Source organism: Sediminibacillus sp. JSM 1682029, assembly GCF_041366435.1.
Lineage (GTDB): Bacteria > Bacillota > Bacilli > Bacillales > Amphibacillaceae > Sediminibacillus > Sediminibacillus terrae.
Window position 1 is genome coordinate 293,239 of record NZ_JBEWYY010000002.1, and the last position, 19,878, is coordinate 313,116.

The window sequence follows — 19,878 nt, forward strand, 5'->3', positions numbered from 1 at the left end:
AAACCTCCCTTACCTTTATAATGAGATAAGGAAGATTTTTTAATCAGTTATATTCTGGGAGGAACTGTTACAAGGATGGTCCCGGTGCGATTTCCCGCTTATGAGCTGACTTTTTATGAAGCCGCTCAATAATATCTTTATCCTTTTGCGGAATTTCCCCACCTTTCAAATATCTGTCGATTTTCTCGTAAGTCGTTCCCATTTCATTCTCGTCGGTTTGTCCTTCCCATAGTCCAGCACTAGGCTGTTTATGGACAATGTCATCGGGTACACCTAAATATTCCGCCATTTCCCGGACTTCACCTTTGCCCAGGCTTACTAAAGGTACCAAATCAACGCCGCCATCCCCATACTTGGTAAAATAACCCGTATAAAATTCTGCTGCGTTGTCTGTTCCAACCACTAAGTATTGATAATTCGCCGCCAAAGCATATAAAGTGCTCATGCGCAGACGGGCGCGTAAGTTGGCATCTGCCAACTGCTGGTTATCCGGATTGACGGACTGCTGGTCGTTGAGCTGTTTTTGGATATTGTTGAACAATACATCATGTGTTTCTGACAAATCAACGGTTAAAGAGTCGATTCCACAACTGTCAATTACCTTCTTGGCATCTTCCATGTCCTGCGGATTGCTTTTGCAGGGGAGTATTACACCGAGTGAGTGATCTGGTGCCGCACGTTTTATCAGATGTGCCACCACGGCTGAATCAATGCCGCCGCTTACGCCTACCAGTAACCCTTTCACTCCGGATTCTTCGATTTTTTCCTGCAGCCATGCTACAATCTTTTCTACTTTTTCCTGCATCGTAAGTCTCCTCCCATTTGATAATAATTTATGTTAGCACAATTTGAACTTCTTTCACAAATTTAACCCGCTTTTCCCATTTATCCTCCAAATCGTCCATAAAATCGGACACTTGCTGCCGTGACGGTTGTTTCCGCAAAAACAACAACCATTCTCTGAGCAAATCGACCGGTATACCGACACCTTGCAAAATAAACTTAAGTTCCTCTTCATTTTCCGGGAAAACATTCCTGCATAATTGATTTACATCATAATTGATGTAAGACAAAAAACGCTGGCCAATTTGAATCCAGTCGTAACTTTCCGGAGCCAGACTGAGCAAATCAAAGTCGATGACTTCCACTGTTCCCGATTTTGTCCGTAAAAAATTGTGGGAAGCGACATCGCCGTGCGTCCAACAGTGTAGATCTACTGCCTTTTTTTCTATTGCATACCAGTCGACATCCTTCCGCAACTGTTCCAAAAGGGCGGTCGTCCTGTCGATGATTTCCCTGGCCAAGCTACCCTTTCCAGCATTATCAAAGAGAACTCGGGTTTTGGAAAACTTTTGCAACCGATTTTCCCACTTGTACAACAGCGGCGGCCGGATGACTGGATCCGACACGTTAATTCCCCTGGCTGCCGAATGAAAATTACGGAGGGCCTTTACCGCCATTTCTCTGTCCTGCTTGTCGGCGAAATGAAGAGACTTTCCCGCCCGGTGAGGCATTAAAAGCCAATAGTAACCATATTCATATAAAAAGAGTTCCCCATTTGGAAAATGGACAAACCTGACAATGCCCGAAGCAGCATAAGCGACTTGAAAATCGAGTTGTTGCTGTACTGATGCTATTTGCCTGATTCCTTTCAGAATATACTCCCGGCCATGTTCATCACGGATAGCGAAAACAGAGTTCTTCAGGAAACTTACTTTTTTCAGGTACAAGTTTGCCCTCTTTTGTAAAAAGGAAGAGAGACGAGCCTTGAAGGCTTCGTCTCTAAGTTCTGGCTTATTCACTCTCTTCTTCTTCCTCCCGGGAATAAGGTGGATATGGTGGGTTGAAATTCGTCATCCCTGTATATGGCTGTTGGGGTTGGAACTGTTGGTGGGATGGATACATTTGCTGTGGCATCATTTGCCCACCGTAAGGCTGCATGCCTTGCTGCGGCATAAATCCAGGATAACCATAACCCGGCCATTGCTGACCTGGATTTCCAGCCATGAACTGATTCGGATCGGCGTACTGCCCCATGAGGGATGAACCCCCGCAACCGCAATCGTCAGTGTGCGTTCCTGCCACATTTTGCGGCATCTGTGGCATTTCCATCGAAGAAGAGGATTCCATCAAGTCTTCCATCCCCTGCGAGACACCTTGCACAGCAGGGTAAGAAAAAGAATGACCGGCCGTCATATTCTCTACCCCGAATTGCGGCCCACAAGGCATCATATCACCCATCGGATAATGATGTACCGGCATGGTCATAGGCTGCATTGGGATACAGTATGGCATCGGTTGATAACAGTTGAAAGGCATCGGCTGTTGTCCCGGCATTGTATGTGCAGGCATTTCATAGGTCGGTTTTTCCTGTTTCCATTTTTTATCCTCGTGTTTTTTTGGCGACTCATAGGACGGCTTTTTCGGCACTGTCATATTGATCGGAAACTTTTCCATGTGCTGTTCCATCATGGGCACTTTCGGAACGTCCATCATTTTAGAAAGAGGTTTCTTATGGTCATCTTCCTTGATCACCGGAAATGCTTTTGGCGAAGTATCCTTCCAAGGATGCTTTGCAGGCTGCTTGCCAGCCTGTGGCTGTGTATCCGGCTTTTCTTTTTCCTTGGGCTTCTGCTGGCTTTCCTGTTGCTTCTTCTTCTGTTTTTGTTGTGCTGTTTGCGGAGGGTATTGCTGCATTTCCTTATCTAAGCTTCCCTCTTGTTTAACTTGAACAGAATTGCCCGGTATCTTGATTTTCATCCCCGGCATGATCATATCCGGGTTGGACAGGTGAGAATTCACCTGCTTCAGTTCTTCAAAATCCACTCCATACTTTTTGGCTATTTCCCACAATGTTTCTCCTTTTTGCACTACATGAATTCTCAATACTGAAACTCCCTTCTGTATAATTATGGCAGACACTAACGAGCCTGAATTACAGAACAATTCCATACAACATATGCGAATGCCCCAGAAAGGTTGATGAAATATTCGATGATCATGAAAAATATGCCCAAAAAATACAAGCTGCCGGCCGGAATGACTTGCATCATCCCTGCCGGCAGCAAAACTACTTTTACATATTCATTTGGTAGACGGGATATGTACCGAGGAGTGTCACTTTACAGCCCAACGCCTCCAATTCGGCCTTCACCCCGGGAAACAACACTTGGTCATATGCCTGGTTGACATCAATGATGAAATAATAATTTCCCAGGCCTGTCTTCATCGGTCGAGATTCGATTTTGGATAGGTTCATTTTCCGCCAGGCAAAAGCAGACAACACCTGGTGCAATGCACCCGCATAATCGCTTGGGAGCGTAATCAACAATGTTGTTTTTTGCGTACCTGCCACATGACCATTGCTGATTAGCGGTTCCTCTTGTTTCGATAACACCGCAAACCTTGTATGATTATTCGGATAATCATGAATATCCTCTGCCAGGATTGTTAATCCATATTCCTTTGCAGCAAGCTTGTTGCCAATTGCAGCAGCTGTCGGATCGGATGCTGCAACCATCTCTGCTGCCTTTCCTGTAGAAGTGGTGTAATGCACATCCGCCTGCTGCAGTTGTTTATGCAAAAATTGATGACATTGTGCAATTGCATGGCTGTGCGAATATACATGAGCTATATCCGACAAAGACCCGGTCGCTCTTTCGTTCACCAGGAGGTGCTGCTTGATCGGAACAACAATTTCTGCAACGATAGGAAGTCTGACTTGATGAATCATATAGTCAATCGTCAAGTGTACCGTTCCTTCAATCGCATTTTCCAATGGCACGACAGCTATGTCGATTGCTCCATGCTCGACAGCGTCCATACATTCAGGAATGGTCGCAAAATCCGCTTTTTCTTCTCCATTAAAAAGGGAATCTACTGCAATTTTTGTAAAAGTCCCTTTTGGCCCCAAATACCCTATTTTCTTCGTCGTCAACATGCTTCCCCCTGTTCTAAGCACCAGAACTTAATATTTCCACTTTATCGACAAAATCAAGCCGTTTCAATTGTTGAATCAACGTCTCGATTTGAACAGTCATGGCGGAAGTATTCAAGGACAATGTCACATTGGCCTTTCCTTGAAGCGGAATCGTCTGGTGGATGGTCAAAATATTCCCCCCTGCTTTTGCTACCGTATCCAGCAGGTTGGACAATGTTCCTGCCCTGTCTTCCAAGTGGAAAAACAAGGTGATCATCCGCTCTTTTACCATTGCCTGGAAAGGAAATACTGCATCCCGATACTTATAAAAAGCACTCCGCGACAAATCGACTTGTTTCACCGCGTCGAATACAGATTCCACCTTGCCGCGTTCAATGAGTGCTTTTGCCTCAATAGTTTTTTTCATGGCGTCCGGAAGAATGTCACTTCGTACCAGATAAAATTTTTCCTCTTTTTCAGCCATCGGTTTATTCCCCTTTGTATTTGCCTGGCTCCGCCTGTCCATATTTATTCAATGAACTCAAATTCATAATCCAGCAGCCGTACTGTATCCCCGTCTTCGGCTCCCTGCTTGCGGAGGGCTTCGTCTATTCCCATCCCCCGCATTTGCCGGGAGAATCTTCTAACAGACTCATCACGGTTGAAGTCCGTCATTCGGAACAGTTTTTCGATACGCTCCCCTGAAAGGACAAAAGCACCGTCCGGATCACGGGTTATTTGGAAACCTTCCTGCTCCGGCTCATACTTGTAGACAACACGCTCTTCCTTCTCTTCGATCGGCGCACTCTCTTTCGGTATCGTATCGAGTAAATCTGCGACGGCAAACAACAGCTCGCGTACCCCTTCTCTTGTCACCGTAGAAATTGGATAGACAGGATGGTCGTCCGTCATTTTCGCATGGAATTCCTTTAGATTTTCCTCAGCACCTGGCATATCCATTTTATTGGCGACAATTATTTGCGGCCGATTTTCCAGAGCCATGTCGTACTCCTTCAATTCTTTGTTTATGGCTACATAATCCTCGTATGGATCACGCCCCTCACTGGCTGCCATGTCGATCACATGTACAATCACCCGGGTCCGCTCCACGTGACGCAGAAACTGATGCCCTAATCCGACGCCTTCATGGGCACCTTCTATCAAACCAGGCAGGTCCGCCATGACAAAACTGCGTTGATCCGTCGTTTCCACTACCCCTAGATTAGGGGATAAAGTCGTGAAATGATAATCAGCGATTTTCGGTTTTGCTGCACTGACAACCGATAACAAGGTGGATTTCCCGACACTTGGAAAGCCGACCAATCCGACATCAGCGATCAACTTCAATTCAATTTGGATATAACGCTCCCGTCCAGGCTCCCCATTTTCGGCCAGTTCCGGCGCCGGATTCCTCGCGGTCGCAAACCGGATATTTCCCCGTCCTCCGCGACCGCCCTGGGCAATCACCGCTCGTTGTTTATGTTCTACAAGATCTGCAATGACTTGTCCTGTATCATCATCTCTCACAGTTGTTCCTGGAGGAACAGCCAGTACGAGGGGATCGGAATTCTTTCCGTGCTGTCCCTTGCTCATGCCGTTTTCTCCGCGTTTTGCTTTAAAATGTTTTTGGTAACGGAAATCCATCAATGTATTCAAACCTTCGTCCACTTCAAACACGATATCACCGCCGTTCCCGCCGTCTCCCCCGGCAGGACCGCCCATCGGTACGTATTTCTCTCTCCTAAAAGCAACCAGGCCATTTCCGCCATCCCCTGCTTTCACATACACTTTCACTTGATCGACAAACATAGTTGATCACCTCTTCAGCTGCACACCCATTTGACTGTACATCGATTTTTTTCTGATTCTGAAACCGTAACGAGAAATCGTTCGTCAAGTTCAGAAAGTTCTTTGCCCATCTTTCCAGGTTCTTGGTACACCCCGGAAAACTCCAATAATACGACTAATTGATCCGATTGGTCGGAATGGAGAGTAAGATACCCCTCGTACATTTCCATTTCGTTTGCATGCTGGCTGATCACTTCTATCAGCCTATTCAGCCGGGACACTATCTCTTCATCATATATAGAATACCCGTTTGATTCCAGTGAAATGTCGTAATCAAGCCGAAAATTGCTGTGATGCCAATTAAAACTTATCGCCCATAGTGCGGTTTGTGGCAGGCATGCATTTGAAATTCGCCGTTCTTTCTCCATTTCAGCACCGATTTGATGGATTTTTTCCTTCACTTTATCCAGTTTTCCCATTGAAGCATAACCGCTAATCAACTGCATCGCATTCATCCAATCATGACGATAATGACTTAATAGATCTACAACCTTTTCGGGTTCCATCTTGTTATCCGCCCCCCACTCAGTTATCAAAATTATAGCAAAAAAGCCGGAGAACGAAAACAGGGCTAATTTCTATTTATGTACAGGCATAAAAAAAGACCCTAGCCTCTACTGGTTAGGGTCTTTTTTTCATTAAGCTTCTTGTACTTCCGGATACACGCTCACTTTTTTGCGATCGCGTCCCACACGTTCAAACTTAACGATGCCGTCGGCTTTAGCGAACAACGTGTCGTCTCCGCCGCGTCCAACGTTAGCACCTGGATAGATTTTTGTACCGCGTTGACGGTAAAGAATAGATCCGCCTGTTACGAATTGTCCGTCTGCACGCTTCGCACCAAGACGCTTCGATTCGGAATCACGTCCGTTTTTCGTACTACCTTGACCTTTTTTCTGGGAGAAAAATTGTAGATTAAGACGTAGCATTTGGTTTGCACCTCCTTATTTTTCAGAGATGGTAATATACTTCCCATAGTCTCTTGCTATGGTCTCCAAGGATACCATCATACCCTCAAGCAGTAAATATGCTTTCGCTTTTGTTTCATCTGTTAAGTTTTCAGGCAGTTCCATCCGTAAATAACCGCCTTCTTCGCCAGCCTGTTCAATAATCGGTTCGATTTCACAAAGACGGATAACGGCGTTCACGGATCCGAAAGAAACTGCTGAAACACCAGCGCAGACCAAGTCATAGCCTTCTGATACACTATCAGCATGACCACTTAATTCAAACGCATGGATATTGCCTTGTTTACGATACACAGCCACCTGAATCATGCTATCAAACCTTATGCATTGATTTTATCAATGGTCAGTTTGGTGTAAGGCTGACGGTGACCTTGTTTACGATGGTAGTTCTTTTTCGGCTTGTATTTGAAGACAGTTACTTTTTTGCCGCGGCCTTGCTTTTCGACCTTAGCAGTGACAGTAGCACCATCAACATATGGAGCACCGACTTTCACGTCATCTCCACCGACAACAAGTACTTTATCAAAAGTGACAGTAGCGCCGTCTTCACCCTCTACTTTTTCTACGTAGATAGCTTGGCCCTCTTCTACTTTCACTTGTTTACCACCAGTTTCAATAATTGCGTACATACTTCTGCACCTCCTCGTTAGACTAAGACTCGCCATTCAGGTGTCAACGAGGTTGACTTATCGACCTGTTCTGAGCGGTTGTAGCAGCGGGTGCTACGATGAATAACATACTGATGTTACCATAGTTTAAAAAAGTTTGTCAACACTTTCTGCCGGTTTGCTATCGAGGTACACTTCCACCTGCGTCTGGCTTCCTGTAAAACCGAGCTGATAACCTGCTCTCAGACAGTCGTCGGTAATCGTGTATAACGAAATGCCCAATTTAACCGCGAGCTCTGGAAGGGAAAGCAACTGTGAAAGTAACTTTATGAATTCGTGACTTGCCACCACAACTACTGCCTCATTCCCGCTGTAAGATGCATCATACAAATCTCTTTCAAGCATGTAGACAAGCGTTGAAGCAGAAAGCGACGATCCGCTATTATTGTTGTCCTGAAGCAAATGCGACAGAGAATACGATTCTCTTTTTCTGGTCATCTCCAGGAGACCGAGATTCGTGAACCCATATATCTCTGTCCTTGTCGGATCATCGGCTAAATGCTGTCGAAAATGACGGAGCAGGTTGGACCGGGCTTCGTCTCTATCCATGTTGATGAAGTCCACCACGATAATACCAGCAATATTTCGCAACCGCAATTGTCTTGCAACCTCTTCTGCTGCGATACGGTTCGTTTTCTCCGCGGTATGTTGTTTACTGCTCCTTCCTGTAAAAGAACCAGAATTGACATCGATTACGGTCATTGCTTCCGTTTGGTCTATGTATAGCTCTACCCCTTTGTGCAGCTTCACACGTCTCCGGGTTGCTTTTTCCACAAGCTGGTTCACAGAAAAGGGAAGGTGGTTTGTCATGTCTTTCTTCCACTCTGTCTTTTCTGCCAAAGCAGGAAAGGTCCGTCTGATTCTCCGAGCCAAATCCGCGCTGTCGATTATCACTCTATCCACCTTATCCGGTGCAAAACGTCGAAGCAACCGCTCGGGAATTAACCGGTCCTCATATATACAGGAAGGAGTTTTGGCAGAAGCGGCTTTCCTTGTAATCTCATCCCACTGCTGGCGCAGTCTGTTCAATTCTTCCACGACCATTGCGAAGTCGGTATTGGCAGAGCTGGTCCGGACGATGACCCCCTCTTCCGGGCCCAGGAGAGATCCCAACCTTTCCCTCCACTCGCTGCGTTGCGGTTCATCAATTTTTTTCGAAACAGCCACATAACCTCCAAAGGGCATATATATAATCGAAATTCCTGGCAGGGTGGGATTGGCTGTGAGCTTTGCTCCTTTATCCCCGTATGCCGCCTTTTGAACTTGCACGAACAAATGTTTTCCTTCAGTGATTACATTTTCCAGTTTACGTGTGGGATTTTTTCTCAGTTCCGGCAATTCCTTTTTAGGTAAAAACCCGGGCTTACCAGTTCCAATTTCGATGAAGGCTGCCTGCAGTCCCTTTTCCATATTGGCAACCTGGGCCTGATAGATATTTCCTACTTGGTCCTCCCAACCAGGACGATCGACGACAAACTCTTTGATTACTCCATCTGCTTCGATTATTCCGATTTTTTCTGTTGCTTGTGTCAATAAATAAATTGTCAGCAAGTTTGATCATCCTCACTTGGAACGGCTAAGTAATTCACCTGCACTTATCTGGTGCTGCTTCATCTTGAAATAGGCGTCCAGGCAAGTATGTTCTTCCAGCCAATCGGATTGCCTTTTGGACGGTTTCACATAAATGTGATGTGTCTGTCCGCGCTTAAACCGGAAAAACACGTGAAGCAGCCTTGTATTGGGATTAACAATAACCGGCCGTATTTTCGATTTTTCCGTAATGGGCGTCAAATAACGTTTCAACAAAAACCGTAGAAAAATATAATAACGCTGCTTCCATTCTAATCGATTTTCCCATAATATAAAACCGGTCAACATGACAGCGCTCAATGTAAAAGGAAAAAACAGGAGCAACGAGACAACAGCAGCCAAGGAGAAGGCGATTGAACTGACAATTGTCAGGGTGTGGGCCAACCTGAAAGGAAAAATATAGGATAATAACAAAAATACCATTTTCCCCCCGTCAAGTGGCCAAATCGGCAGCAGGTTAAACAATAAGATGGTTGTGTTGTATAGAAAGCCGATTTCGACGAGGGAAGCGGGCATTGCGGAACTTTCTTTGCATAAAAACAACACACCATAAATCCACAGGTGCTGCAGCGGTCCTGCAGCAATAATCCAAGCTTCCTCCCTGATTGGTTTGCTGCTATGTTCTTCCGTTTCCATCACTCCGCCGAAAACCCATAGATTGATTTTTCTTATCCGCCAGCCATACCACTTCGCTGCCAGGTAATGACCAAGTTCATGTACGACAACAATAAAAAAAATAACCAGAAATTCTGCAAGGGTACCAGTCAGGACTGCAGTAAGTGCGAACAACCATAATATCGGATGAATATGCAGTTGAGGAACCATGTTATGACTGCTCGTCAACTTGCATCACCTGTACAGGGTCGAGAAATTGGTTGTTTTTTTGTATCGCAAAATAAATGTCTTGTTTCTCTCCTTTTACTGGATCAAACTGCCCGATAACGTGATTATCCCCAATGAACTGATATTGATAAACATCGATATTGGTCAAGTATCCATAAATGCTCTTACTCCGGTCGGCATGCTGTACGATGACTGTTTTCCCTGTATCCGGTTTATTGCCAGCGAAAATCACTGTTCCGTCTTTCACTGCGACTACTTCGGACTTCTCGTCGGCAGCTATACGGATAGCTTCCCCAGTTGATTGGAAGGACTGGCTCACTGTCCCGTTAACTGGAAGCACAGCCGGAAGTTCTTCCGTCTCTTCTTGATCCGGTACCATGGCCAAAGGGTTGCCAAACTTACTTTGATACCATGCGTTCACAGAAGCGAATGGGAATTCTTCAGTAAAGGCCTCGGTCGTCCATTGTTTGGGACGTTCACTCCAACTGGCTTCCAGCTGATGTATCATCGAGACACCAAAAAACAGGACGCCCGCTAATATGCCTTTCAACATTAAGCTGGCAGCAAAACTTTCTTTACGTGTGCCCGGGCTTGTCCCTTGACTAGGGGTGAAAGGAAGATAACCGTGTTTTTCTTCTTCTTGCGGGAAAGGAGTCACTGCTTGTTTATCCGGAAGTGATTGATTTAACGGATGTTCTCTTTTTCTTTTCGCAATGTTTTTCCTGATTTGTCTGACATCTTTTTTCATTTGCTTCACTTTCCTTTGCGGGATTTGTACAAGTCTATGAAGCAATAAAAAAAGATATACCTGTCCTCCAAACCCTTCCCTTTAAACTTCGTCTATTCCATCCGTTTAAAAGTTCATGGCAAGGAAATGATGATAAAGTTCCCCCGCGGAACCGACACGCCCAAGCTTTACGGAACAGGGGGATTTGCTTTTTCGTGACAAGTACGGCTTCGAAGGCTGTTCACCGGTTGCGGAAAACATAGTGGGCTCTCGGTACAGCCAGCCGACGTCTCAAGATTAGAACCGAGTGTATTCCTGCCAATAATGCATTACCCCACAAAAAATCTCTCAACCTGTCATCGGCAGGTTGAGAGATTGGTAACAAACATATCAGCTTCAGGAGCGAATTCCCAAGAATTTTTTCATTTTGGCGAACATGCCTTTTTCTTCTTCCAGTGACAATAGAGGTACCGTTTCGCCAAGAATCCGGCGGGCGATGTTTCGATAAGCCAGGGAGGCTTTTGTATTCGGGTGAAAAGCAACGGGTTCACCATGATTGGAAGCTTTGATCACTTCATCATCATCCGCAACTATCCCCAGTAATTCAATCGACAAAATTTGAACGATTTCATCCACATCCAGCATATCGCCATTTTTAACCATATGATTCCGGATACGGTTAACAATCAAATGGGGCGGTTCCACTTTTTCTTCTTTTTCCAACAACCCGATGATCCGGTCTGCATCCCGCACGCTTGATTTTTCCGGTGTCGTGACGACAATTGCTTTATCGGCACCGGCAACCGCATTTTTATAACCCTGTTCAATGCCAGCTGGACAATCTATTAAAATATAATCATATTCTTGTTTCAATTCAGCAACAATCGCTTCCATCCCCTCGGGAGTAAGATCCGATTTATCACTCGTCTGGGCTGCAGGAAGCAGATACAAACAATCAAATCGTTTATCTTTGATCAATGCCTGTTTCAATTTACAGCGCTTCTGGATAACATCGACGATATCATAAATTATCCGGTTTTCAAGCCCCATGACAACATCTAAATTACGGAGCCCGATGTCTGTATCAATCAGACAAACTTTTTTCTCCATCAACGCGAGCGCAGTACCTATATTGGCAGTTGTGGTGGTTTTGCCGACGCCGCCCTTACCTGAAGTAATTACGATTGCTTCACCCATGTATCATTCTCCTTTCAAACCCGTTTATATCAGGTCGTTTACGTGCCAAAATCTGTAGACGGTCGATAATGATTTTTTCTTGCTCATGATCGATGATTCCGCATTCCATATAAACGCCTTCTGTTTCATAATCTGGGGAACGACTGATATAATCAGCTATCCGCAGCTGGGTTGGCTTCATATATGCAGCGGCAATCACCGCTTCCCGATTGTTGGGAACTCCTGCATGGGCGACTCCCCGCAAATTCCCCATCACGAAAATATTCCCGCTAGCCATGATTTTTCCGCCAGGATTCACATCACCGATCAGCAACATATCCCCCTGGACCTCGATTACCTGTCCAGAACGGACTACCTTGTTGACCACCTTGACTTCACTATCCTCGAGCCAATCCAGCGCCTGTTTTTTCGGAATGACATTTGATTCGATCGATTGAACGACTAATTTATTTTTACTGCGGATCAACTCGCGCAGTTGTTCTTCTTGATTTTCGTGTAAATAACGGTTCCCCAGCTGAATGGTAACAGTGATCATCGGCTCATCTTCTGCCACATGATTAGTGGACAGGGTTGCTTCGAGTTCGGTTAGCATTTCACTGAATGAGCATGAATCATCAATATACAGGGTAAGACCATCCCGAGTTCCTTTTATCGTTATTAATTGCTTGCTGCCTGCCACGATCATTCACCTCAAGCCTTTTATATTTATATCTTTTTCAGGAGATAGAACATTCCGTTAAATCTCAAAACTTCCCAGAAGTGTTGAAACGCTCCGTTGACCATTTGGACAACTTCGCTTTTGTCAATGGGTAAATTAGGATTAAAAGCAACAGATTGGCCAGAAGAGTCGGAATCAGACGAATATAGAAATAATCCTGCCAAGGCAGCTCGGTCAAACCAATAAAGGAGTATACTATATAGACACCAGTATCTGCCAGAACAACTGCCAGGGCGGCAAGAACCACCGCCACCAAAAAATTGGTATGAAGCAATTTTTTCAGACCATGGATTCCATAAACGACTAAAGGATAGATAAACATGTAAACGCCTAAGACGCTAGTATAAACGATATCAATCATCAAACCGAAGACAATGGCATACAGCACCGATACGTATGTATTTTCCAGGTCGTAAAAAATACTGATTAACACCAAATACAACAATACCCAATGTGCAGCGATCATCCAGCGGCCGGTCACCAGGCTGTTCGGAAGAAAGTCGACCGCCACGCCCTCGAGTACCAACAGAAGTAAAAGAAAAAGAGGAAGGTAGAATTTCGCCATTATTCTTCCTCCTCCTGCTGATTCCCTTCAGCTGCATTGACGACGATCACATGATCCATGTTATCGACATCGGCTGCAGGAGTGACATAAGCCATTTGGGTAAGACCGTATTTGTCCGGAGTGACTTCTTTAACCGTCCCGATTTCCAGACCGCGGATGAATACCCCGCCCATACCGGATGAAACGACTAAGGCACCTTCTTCGACTTCAGATTCATAGGAATTGAGCTTTAACATCAATGCTTCTTTTTCTTCATCGTAACCAATGACAAACCCAGACTCGTCCTCTTTGTCCTCTTGGGAAACTGTTACAGAAATCCTGTTGGTTCCGTCAAAGCCTCTAAGCAATTGGACAGTGGAAGAAAATTCGGCAGCTGATTTAATTTTGCCGACCATACCTTGGCCTGTAATAACTGCCATATTCTTTTTGACGCCATCCTGTTCCCCTTTATTGATGGTTACTTCCTTGAAAAAAGGTTCTGGACTTTGGCTCCTTACAGAGGCCTGAATCGGTTCATAATCAGAAATGGACTCGGTTTTGTCCAGTATCTGCCGTAACTCTTCGTTATCCTGTTTCAGTTCCTGTATCTCATAGAGCAGTGACTTATGATCGGCCAGCCGCTCCTTCAATAGTTGGTTTTCTTCATACGTATGTTTGATTTCATCAATATTGGAAAAAATATTGCTGGTGAACTCTGCCGGCCGGTGGACCACTCCCTGAAGCCATCCGACCGTATCTTTCAAGAACTCCTCACCCACTGTAAGATTGCTCCGATCACTCATAGAGTATCCGATCAAGGCAACCAGTACAATAAAACCAATTAAAATGATGAACAACCGTGTTCTTCTAAAAAAAGACATCAATTAACACCTACTTACTTCATCGAGGATCGACTGGATACGTTAGGTTGGGAGGTAAAGTGATGGATGTACTCCAATGCTTTCCCTGTGCCAATAGCTACACTGTCCAACGGTTCTTCCGCAACAAATACCGGCATTTTTGTTTCCTCGCTGATGACATCATCCAGCCCTTTAAGCAGTGCGCCGCCTCCTGACAGGACAATTCCCCGGTCCATAATGTCTGCCGCAAGCTCTGGAGGTGTTTTTTCCAGCGTATTTTTGACTGCTTCGACAATGGAAGATACCGTATCTTGCAGAGATGAAGAAATTTCATCCGATGTGATGGTGATGGTTTTCGGCAGGCCTGTCAACAGGTCCCTCCCACGGATATCCATCTCTTCTACTTCGGACGGACTACCTGCGGATCCGATATCCATTTTGATGGATTCCGCCGAGCGTTCACCGATCATCAGATTGTATTGCTTGCGAATATATTGAATGATTGCATCGTCCATATCATCGCCTGCTGTTCTGATAGATTGACTGGTCACAATACCGCCGAGTGAAATGATAGCGACTTCTGTAGTGCCTCCACCGATGTCGACAATCATGCTTCCAGTAGGCTCCCATACAGGCAAGCCGGCACCTATCGCAGCAGCAAAAGGTTCTGCAATCGGAAATGCATCTTTGGCGCCTGCTTGTTTCGTAGCATCGATGACCGCCCTTTCCTCGACCATCGTGATTCCTGAAGGCACACAAACCATGACATTCGGCTTGCGGGCAAAAGCAGACCGGGTTTTTTGCGCTTTTTTGATGTAGTATTTCATCATGACAGCAGTCGTGTCGTAATCCGCAATAACTCCGTCTTTCATCGGACGTATGACGGAAATGTTACCCGGCGTCCTTCCGATCATATTTCGTGCAGAACTGCCAACTGCTTCTATTTCACCAGTCGCTGTGTTTTTGGCTACAACAGACGGCTCCCTTACGACAACACCCTTGCCTTTGACGAATACCAGCGTGTTCGCCGTTCCTAAATCTATACCTAAGTCTTGTGATAAACTGAATCTTCCCAAAAAAATCTCCCTTTCCAACACATCTCATAATCTTGTCATTACATTCTTTTGTATGTTTTACTATATCGATTACCGACATAACTTGCAATTAATCCCATTGCAGTTCCAATGACGGATTTCCTGTTCGGGCGGACACTTGCCATCCATCTTCAATGCAGAAAGCTGCATGAGAAGAAGCGCCAAACCCTGGAAAGAATCCCGAGCATGGCGCTGACTGTATCATCCGCCTATATAATTATACGAAAAAAAATTAAAAATAGATAGTGTTACAGATACCCTTTTTCTTTCAATGAGACAAATTTACGGTCGCCGATCACTATATGATCTAAAAGTTCGATGCCGATCATCTTGCCACACTCGGACAAACGCTTGGTAACATGGATATCTTCCTGAGAAGGGGATGGATCGCCGGATGGGTGGTTATGTGCACAGATAATAGAAGCAGCAGAGCGTTTTACCGCTTCGCGAAACACTTCTCTCGGATGGACGATCGAAGCATTCAAGCTGCCTATGAAGATCGTCTGTCTGTGGAGGATTTGATTTTTGGTGTTTAAAAAAATTACAACAAAATGTTCTTGATTGAGGTTTCTCATTTCTTCCATAATATAATCTGCTCCGTCTTCCGGACTGCGGATGACATACCGTTCGTCCGGTCGAAAACGGTGGAGGCGTTTACCGAATTCAATCGCAGCCAGAATCAAAACTCCCTTGGCTGTGCCGATTCCCCTGATTGCAGTCAATTCTTCAATCGTAGCGTCCTTCAGTAAATCAAGCCCCTCAAAATGCATAAACACACGTTGAGAAAGCGTGGTGACCGATTCATCCTTCGTACCAGTACCAAGCAATATGGCAAGTAAATCCTGGTTCGATAATGTCGCCGGTCCTTTTTCAATCAGTCGTTCCCTTGGTCTATCCTGCTTGGGAACATGTTTCAACGTAACATCCGCTTGCACCATAGCATTTATCAGCCCCTTTTAGATAAACCTCAATTACCCGGAGGAAGATGGGACAATGCCAAAATGCTCAAGCTCGCGGACCACCTTAGACAGCGGCAGGCCGACCACATTGAAATAATCACCATGAATTTCCCGGACCAATAACGAGCCCTTTCCCTGGATGCCATAACCACCAGCCTTGTCGAAAGGTTCGCCGGTGTCGATATAAGTATCCAGTTTTTCATCGGTCATTTCCCAAAAGGTGACCTTGGTTGCGACAGAAAAAACGATAGATTTACCCTGCGAACGAATAGAAACTCCAGTATGTACTTGGTGTGTTTCTCCGTTCAAATCTGAAAGCATGGAGAATGCTTTTTCCCGGCTATCTGGCTTGGTGAGAATCCGTCCATGCAAGCTGACTACCGTGTCGGCACTGAGCACCACCTCTTCTTCGGCAGGATTCAGCTTTTCCCCTTTCATCACGGCCAGTTTTTCCACCAGCTCTCTTGCATTACCAGCGGTAACCGATCGTTCGTCTATATCGGGTGCTTCTACAAAAAACTGCAAACCCGCCTGTTCCAGTAGTTTTTTTCTGCGCGGTGACCCGGAGGCTAAAATAAGCTTCAATTCTCAGTGTCCTTTCCGTTAGGTATTGAGTACGTTTATTGTAACCGAGAAAACAGCTTGCATTCAAGCAGACAAAAAACAATTTTGGACAACTCCACCAACGGAAAAACAGGAATTCCCCCTATTGTTTCCCGGGATTCCGAGCGTCTTTCCGGGTTAAGTAAACCATTACAGTTGGACGGCCATTTTCCACAGAGAAAGCAGTTCAATCTGTATCTCGTTCATCGACAAATCCTTGGCTTGGTTTGTCAGCTCTTTAGCCTTATCATGAAATTGCAGCAACGATTCCGGACCATCTTCCGGAAGCAACCCCAACCAATCGTTCCAATCCTCGCCATTTATCTCTCCTCCAGCACTCACGCTGTCTTGCCATAATTGCGGGAACTGCTTCAGCCATTCTGCTTCCTCTTTTGTGAAATCACTTTTGACGGCTGCTGTCTGCCAAGGTTTTACATAGGTTTCCAGTTCACTGTCAGTCATCTCTACTGCTGTTTTTTTGGCAGCGGCTTCAGTGTCGGCAACTCCGGCAAAGAGATAGTACTGTCCTTCACGCTCCCATACCATCGAAGGAAAATCTGCTTCCGTGAAATTTTTCTGCCATGCCTCCGCTTTTTCTTTTGATGAAAAAACCCCTCCCTGGACGACAAAGGCTTCCATTCCTTTCATGCCACCGGCATTTTCAGCTGTGTCATCTTTTTCTGTGCCGTCATTTGCAGGGCTTGTGTAGGACGATGGCAATGTTCCCGGATCACTTGATTCATCGATACCGGCAAACATTCGAAGCATAATAAAGCCCAATGTCAGGCCAATCGCCAACGCAGAAAATGCCGCAAAAAGAAACACCTTATAAATGCCGGGCAGCTTTCTTTTTGCAGGTGGCTTTTTCTGATACCACTCACTTGCACCTTCTTCTATCGGGCTCTCGAAAAGCGGACTTGCAGAACCATGTAAATTTTTCTCCAAAGCAGCGGCTTGTTCACGGATGGTCTTCTTGCTTTCTTCCGGGTATTCATCGTGTTTGGCGTTGACATGCTTCCTTTTGTTGTCATTGATTCGTACAGTGATCGGTTTATGTTTGTCCACTCCAATTTCCCCGTTTCTCTACTAGAATTTCTTTCAACTCTAGCATATGAAAGGTAAAAAGTAAGAGGAGAATTGTCTAAGACAACTCTCCTCTTTTCTACAAATGCCCCTCATTTTGATTAAATTCCGTCATTATTTTTAAATTTCCTCTTCTGTTGTTGGTTCGGCTTCTCCTATGCTTTCCTCCAACAGAGCTTCCAGGTCCGGGGCATAAAAACCTTGTATATGTACAGTGAAAGCAACTCCATTCTCCTCCCCTGCCATTTCCAAATGATTGACTCGCAAAAGGCGATTCTCTTTTTCCAACAGTTGAAGAAAGTTGTCGACTTCCTCGTATTGTTCCGATTTGCCTTGCAATTCATAGGCAAAGCTATCAATCTCCGCCATCGCCTCTGATTCTCTCTGTCCTTCTGCGCTCTCTTCACTTTCTTGAATTTCGACCAGCTCTTTGAGCGTTACTCCAGTAGATTCAGCTATAGCTTCTAAGGTGACAAGGATTTGGTCCATTTCCTTGTCAATCGGAAGCTTCGATTGCAACGCGCCCGCTCCTTCTGGAAGGTTCGCTCCACTTGCTCCAGACTCAAGACTTCGCAAAGCCTGATCCTGTATTCGTATTTCTTCCTCCAGCTCGTTCTTTTTATCTTTTGCCGGAGCTACATAAAAATGATAACCAATAGCATAAAAACTCCCGATGGCAATGAAGGCTGCAAGGATTGTCACTGGAAGGAAACGGTGATTATCCGCCACCACTGATCACCTCCTTGAATCTCGCTGTATCCACTTGGAATCGGAAACTAGATTGATAGATTTGTCCATCTTTCGTTTTCTGGGGATAAACATCGACCAAACTTGCCTCCTCGACATACGGCTGATTAGTCAGTGCTTCTGAAAAAGCAGCAGCTCCTGAGAGCGAGTCGGATTCCATGGTCAGTTTCACACCTTCCATCGAATCATAAACAAAATTTGACAAATAACCACTTTCTGGTAAAAGGCCGTTCATTTCCTCCATTAACGCCCTTGGCGAAAACAAGGATGACTCTACTATTTCCACCCGTTCAGCCAGTTCTTTCCGCTGTCGTTGAATATTGTGACTGCTCGTCCGATCACTGAGTGAGGAATTGTTTTTCTTCCACTGTACTTGCATATCATCCACCTGGCTATTTAAATAAGCATGCTGCCAATAAAGAAATCCGATACAGGCAAACAAAAAAACAAGCATCACGACAGCAATAAGAGAAACAAAACTTTTTTTCTTTTGTTGTGCAATAAAATTGATTTCGATTGTCATCGGCAGTCCCCACCTTGATTTACCATCACTTTTTTATCGATAATCCCAATACATCAGCAAATTTTCCCGGCATCTGCATGTTCTTTTCCAAATCATCCAGGATGATGATAGGCATCCGATAATTTTCCTTCAGGTTAGTCTCGACTTCCTCCAAAAAAGGAAAATCGCCGCAAAGCAGCAGTTTATTGATTTGTTTCTCTCCGTCCATTACAGAATACTGATAAAAATCTAAAAACCTTTCCAGCATTGTCAGCTGTTCGTCAATCGATTCGGCGATTTCTGTCTGGCTTCCATGCCAGATTATCTCTTCCGATTCCTCGTTTAACTCCCACGAATCCTGCGATAGGACAGATTTAATTTGACGGGTGAAAACGGGCTTGTTTTCGTTGAAAGCCGTCAGCACTGCTGCATCCCTTCCCCACTGTGCCAGCAGCAAATGATCGCCTTCCTCTGCATAGTCGAGCTCGTTATAAAGACGATACAGCGATAAAGAGGAAAGATCCGCCACCACCGGTACCAGCCCAGATTGCTTGAAAGCATACAAATATTCATTTATCCGTTCTTTCGGATAAGCAAATAATAGTATCTTCACTTGGTCATTTTCTTCACCTATGATGACAAAGTCAAAAACCGGGTCGGAAAAAGGGAGACGGATGTTTTCTTCTAATTCCATTTTGATAAAGCTTTTTATTTCCGCTTTTTTCAGTTGTTTTGGTACCAAATGCTCGCGGATGGTTACTGAAGCATCAGGTACACAAAAAGATAGCCGGTTATTTTTCCATTTTTTATTGGATACAAGCATACGCAAGACAGACGCAAAGCTTTCCGGTTCAGAAATTTTCCCGTCGATGATGACTCCGGCTTCCAGCTGTATCTCTCCATAATCGACTACCCCGGTGAGCGTCGGCTGACTTGTGACCATGTATCGAATCGCTCGATCTTTGATTATCAAATTGACTTGCTTTTTATTTTTCTGAAACATGATCC

24 protein-coding genes and 1 other annotated feature are annotated in these 19,878 nt (G+C 45.0%); all 24 genes read right to left on the reverse strand.

The window, feature by feature from the left end:
• Positions 1-67 precede the first annotated feature (67 nt).
• Entirely contained in the window at positions 68-805 is a 738-nt protein-coding gene (gene nadE / locus ABVF09_RS05350) for an NAD(+) synthase (protein WP_371068730.1), read from the reverse strand.
• 28 nt (positions 806-833) lie between these two features.
• Positions 834-1,802, reverse strand: coding sequence for an aminoglycoside phosphotransferase family protein (locus ABVF09_RS05355; protein WP_026569826.1), 969 nt, complete (start codon positions 1,800-1,802; stop codon positions 834-836).
• The gene (gene safA, locus ABVF09_RS05360) at positions 1,795-2,886 is read right to left on the reverse strand and encodes a SafA/ExsA family spore coat assembly protein (protein WP_371068731.1); all 1,092 of its coding nucleotides are present in this window, start codon (positions 2,884-2,886) and stop codon (positions 1,795-1,797) included. The genes ABVF09_RS05355 and safA overlap by 8 nt, the downstream gene beginning before the upstream one ends.
• 190 nt (positions 2,887-3,076) lie before the next feature.
• A complete protein-coding gene (pheA, locus tag ABVF09_RS05365; RefSeq protein ID WP_035426676.1) occupies positions 3,077-3,940 on the reverse strand; it encodes a prephenate dehydratase in 864 nt (287 codons plus the stop codon).
• A gap of 13 nt (positions 3,941-3,953) precedes the next feature.
• Entirely contained in the window at positions 3,954-4,403 is a 450-nt protein-coding gene (locus tag ABVF09_RS05370; protein ID WP_026569824.1) for an ACT domain-containing protein, read from the reverse strand.
• A gap of 44 nt (positions 4,404-4,447) precedes the next feature.
• Positions 4,448-5,728 (reverse strand): GTPase ObgE, encoded by a 1,281-nt coding sequence (gene obgE, locus ABVF09_RS05375; protein WP_026771120.1) that lies wholly within the window; start codon positions 5,726-5,728, stop codon positions 4,448-4,450.
• Between the two features lie 14 nt (positions 5,729-5,742).
• Positions 5,743-6,273, reverse strand: a complete 531-nt coding sequence (locus ABVF09_RS05380; protein WP_026771119.1) for a Spo0B domain-containing protein — start codon at positions 6,271-6,273, stop codon at positions 5,743-5,745.
• A gap of 132 nt (positions 6,274-6,405) precedes the next feature.
• Entirely contained in the window at positions 6,406-6,696 is a 291-nt protein-coding gene (gene rpmA, locus ABVF09_RS05385) for a 50S ribosomal protein L27 (RefSeq protein ID WP_026569821.1), read from the reverse strand.
• Positions 6,697-6,711: 15 nt separating this feature from the next.
• Positions 6,712-7,044 carry a ribosomal-processing cysteine protease Prp gene (locus ABVF09_RS05390; protein WP_026569820.1) on the reverse strand — a complete coding sequence of 111 codons (333 nt, stop codon included), beginning with the start codon at positions 7,042-7,044 and terminating at the stop codon, positions 6,712-6,714.
• An 11-nt stretch (positions 7,045-7,055) separates the two neighbouring features.
• The gene (rplU, locus tag ABVF09_RS05395) at positions 7,056-7,364 is read right to left on the reverse strand and encodes a 50S ribosomal protein L21 (RefSeq protein ID WP_026569819.1); all 309 of its coding nucleotides are present in this window, start codon (positions 7,362-7,364) and stop codon (positions 7,056-7,058) included.
• 15 nt (positions 7,365-7,379) lie between these two features.
• Positions 7,380-7,454 (reverse strand) — a sequence feature (ribosomal protein L21 leader region).
• Positions 7,455-7,490: 36 nt separating this feature from the next.
• Positions 7,491-8,954: an Rne/Rng family ribonuclease gene (locus ABVF09_RS05400; protein ID WP_371068732.1), complete on the reverse strand. Its 1,464-nt coding sequence runs from the start codon at positions 8,952-8,954 to the stop codon at positions 7,491-7,493.
• Positions 8,955-8,966: 12 nt separating this feature from the next.
• Complete coding sequence (locus ABVF09_RS05405; RefSeq protein ID WP_026569817.1) at positions 8,967-9,836, reverse strand: M50 family metallopeptidase; 870 nt, start codon at positions 9,834-9,836, stop codon at positions 8,967-8,969.
• Positions 9,820-10,584 carry a M23 family metallopeptidase gene (locus ABVF09_RS05410; RefSeq protein ID WP_026771116.1) on the reverse strand — a complete coding sequence of 255 codons (765 nt, stop codon included), beginning with the start codon at positions 10,582-10,584 and terminating at the stop codon, positions 9,820-9,822. Before ABVF09_RS05410 ends, ABVF09_RS05405 begins: the two co-directional genes overlap by 17 nt.
• Positions 10,585-10,959: 375 nt before the next feature.
• Positions 10,960-11,760, reverse strand: coding sequence for a septum site-determining protein MinD (gene minD / locus ABVF09_RS05415; RefSeq protein ID WP_371068733.1), 801 nt, complete (start codon positions 11,758-11,760; stop codon positions 10,960-10,962).
• On the reverse strand, positions 11,753-12,439 hold the full coding sequence (gene minC, locus ABVF09_RS05420; RefSeq protein ID WP_152525502.1) for a septum site-determining protein MinC: 687 nt from the start codon (positions 12,437-12,439) through the stop codon (positions 11,753-11,755). The genes minD and minC overlap by 8 nt, the downstream gene beginning before the upstream one ends.
• Before the next feature lie 64 nt (positions 12,440-12,503).
• Positions 12,504-13,043 carry a rod shape-determining protein MreD gene (gene mreD / locus ABVF09_RS05425; RefSeq protein WP_051390397.1) on the reverse strand — a complete coding sequence of 180 codons (540 nt, stop codon included), beginning with the start codon at positions 13,041-13,043 and terminating at the stop codon, positions 12,504-12,506.
• Positions 13,043-13,903: a rod shape-determining protein MreC gene (mreC, locus tag ABVF09_RS05430; RefSeq protein ID WP_026569812.1), complete on the reverse strand. Its 861-nt coding sequence runs from the start codon at positions 13,901-13,903 to the stop codon at positions 13,043-13,045. The genes mreD and mreC overlap by 1 nt, the downstream gene beginning before the upstream one ends.
• Before the next feature lie 14 nt (positions 13,904-13,917).
• Positions 13,918-14,958: a rod shape-determining protein gene (locus ABVF09_RS05435; RefSeq protein WP_026569811.1), complete on the reverse strand. Its 1,041-nt coding sequence runs from the start codon at positions 14,956-14,958 to the stop codon at positions 13,918-13,920.
• Positions 14,959-15,224: 266 nt separating this feature from the next.
• A complete protein-coding gene (gene radC / locus ABVF09_RS05440; RefSeq protein ID WP_026569810.1) occupies positions 15,225-15,914 on the reverse strand; it encodes a RadC family protein in 690 nt (229 codons plus the stop codon).
• A gap of 33 nt (positions 15,915-15,947) precedes the next feature.
• On the reverse strand, positions 15,948-16,520 hold the full coding sequence (locus ABVF09_RS05445) for a Maf family protein (RefSeq protein ID WP_026569809.1): 573 nt from the start codon (positions 16,518-16,520) through the stop codon (positions 15,948-15,950).
• Positions 16,521-16,688: 168 nt separating this feature from the next.
• Positions 16,689-17,603 carry a hypothetical protein gene (locus ABVF09_RS05450; RefSeq protein ID WP_026771113.1) on the reverse strand — a complete coding sequence of 305 codons (915 nt, stop codon included), beginning with the start codon at positions 17,601-17,603 and terminating at the stop codon, positions 16,689-16,691.
• 138 nt (positions 17,604-17,741) lie between these two features.
• Positions 17,742-18,350, reverse strand: a complete 609-nt coding sequence (locus tag ABVF09_RS05455; RefSeq protein ID WP_371068734.1) for a hypothetical protein — start codon at positions 18,348-18,350, stop codon at positions 17,742-17,744.
• Complete coding sequence (locus tag ABVF09_RS05460; RefSeq protein WP_371068735.1) at positions 18,340-18,891, reverse strand: PilN domain-containing protein; 552 nt, start codon at positions 18,889-18,891, stop codon at positions 18,340-18,342. The genes ABVF09_RS05455 and ABVF09_RS05460 overlap by 11 nt, the downstream gene beginning before the upstream one ends.
• A 25-nt stretch (positions 18,892-18,916) precedes the next feature.
• On the reverse strand, positions 18,917-19,873 hold the full coding sequence (gene pilM, locus ABVF09_RS05465) for a type IV pilus biogenesis protein PilM (protein WP_026569805.1): 957 nt from the start codon (positions 19,871-19,873) through the stop codon (positions 18,917-18,919).
• Positions 19,874-19,878: the final 5 nt, after the last annotated feature.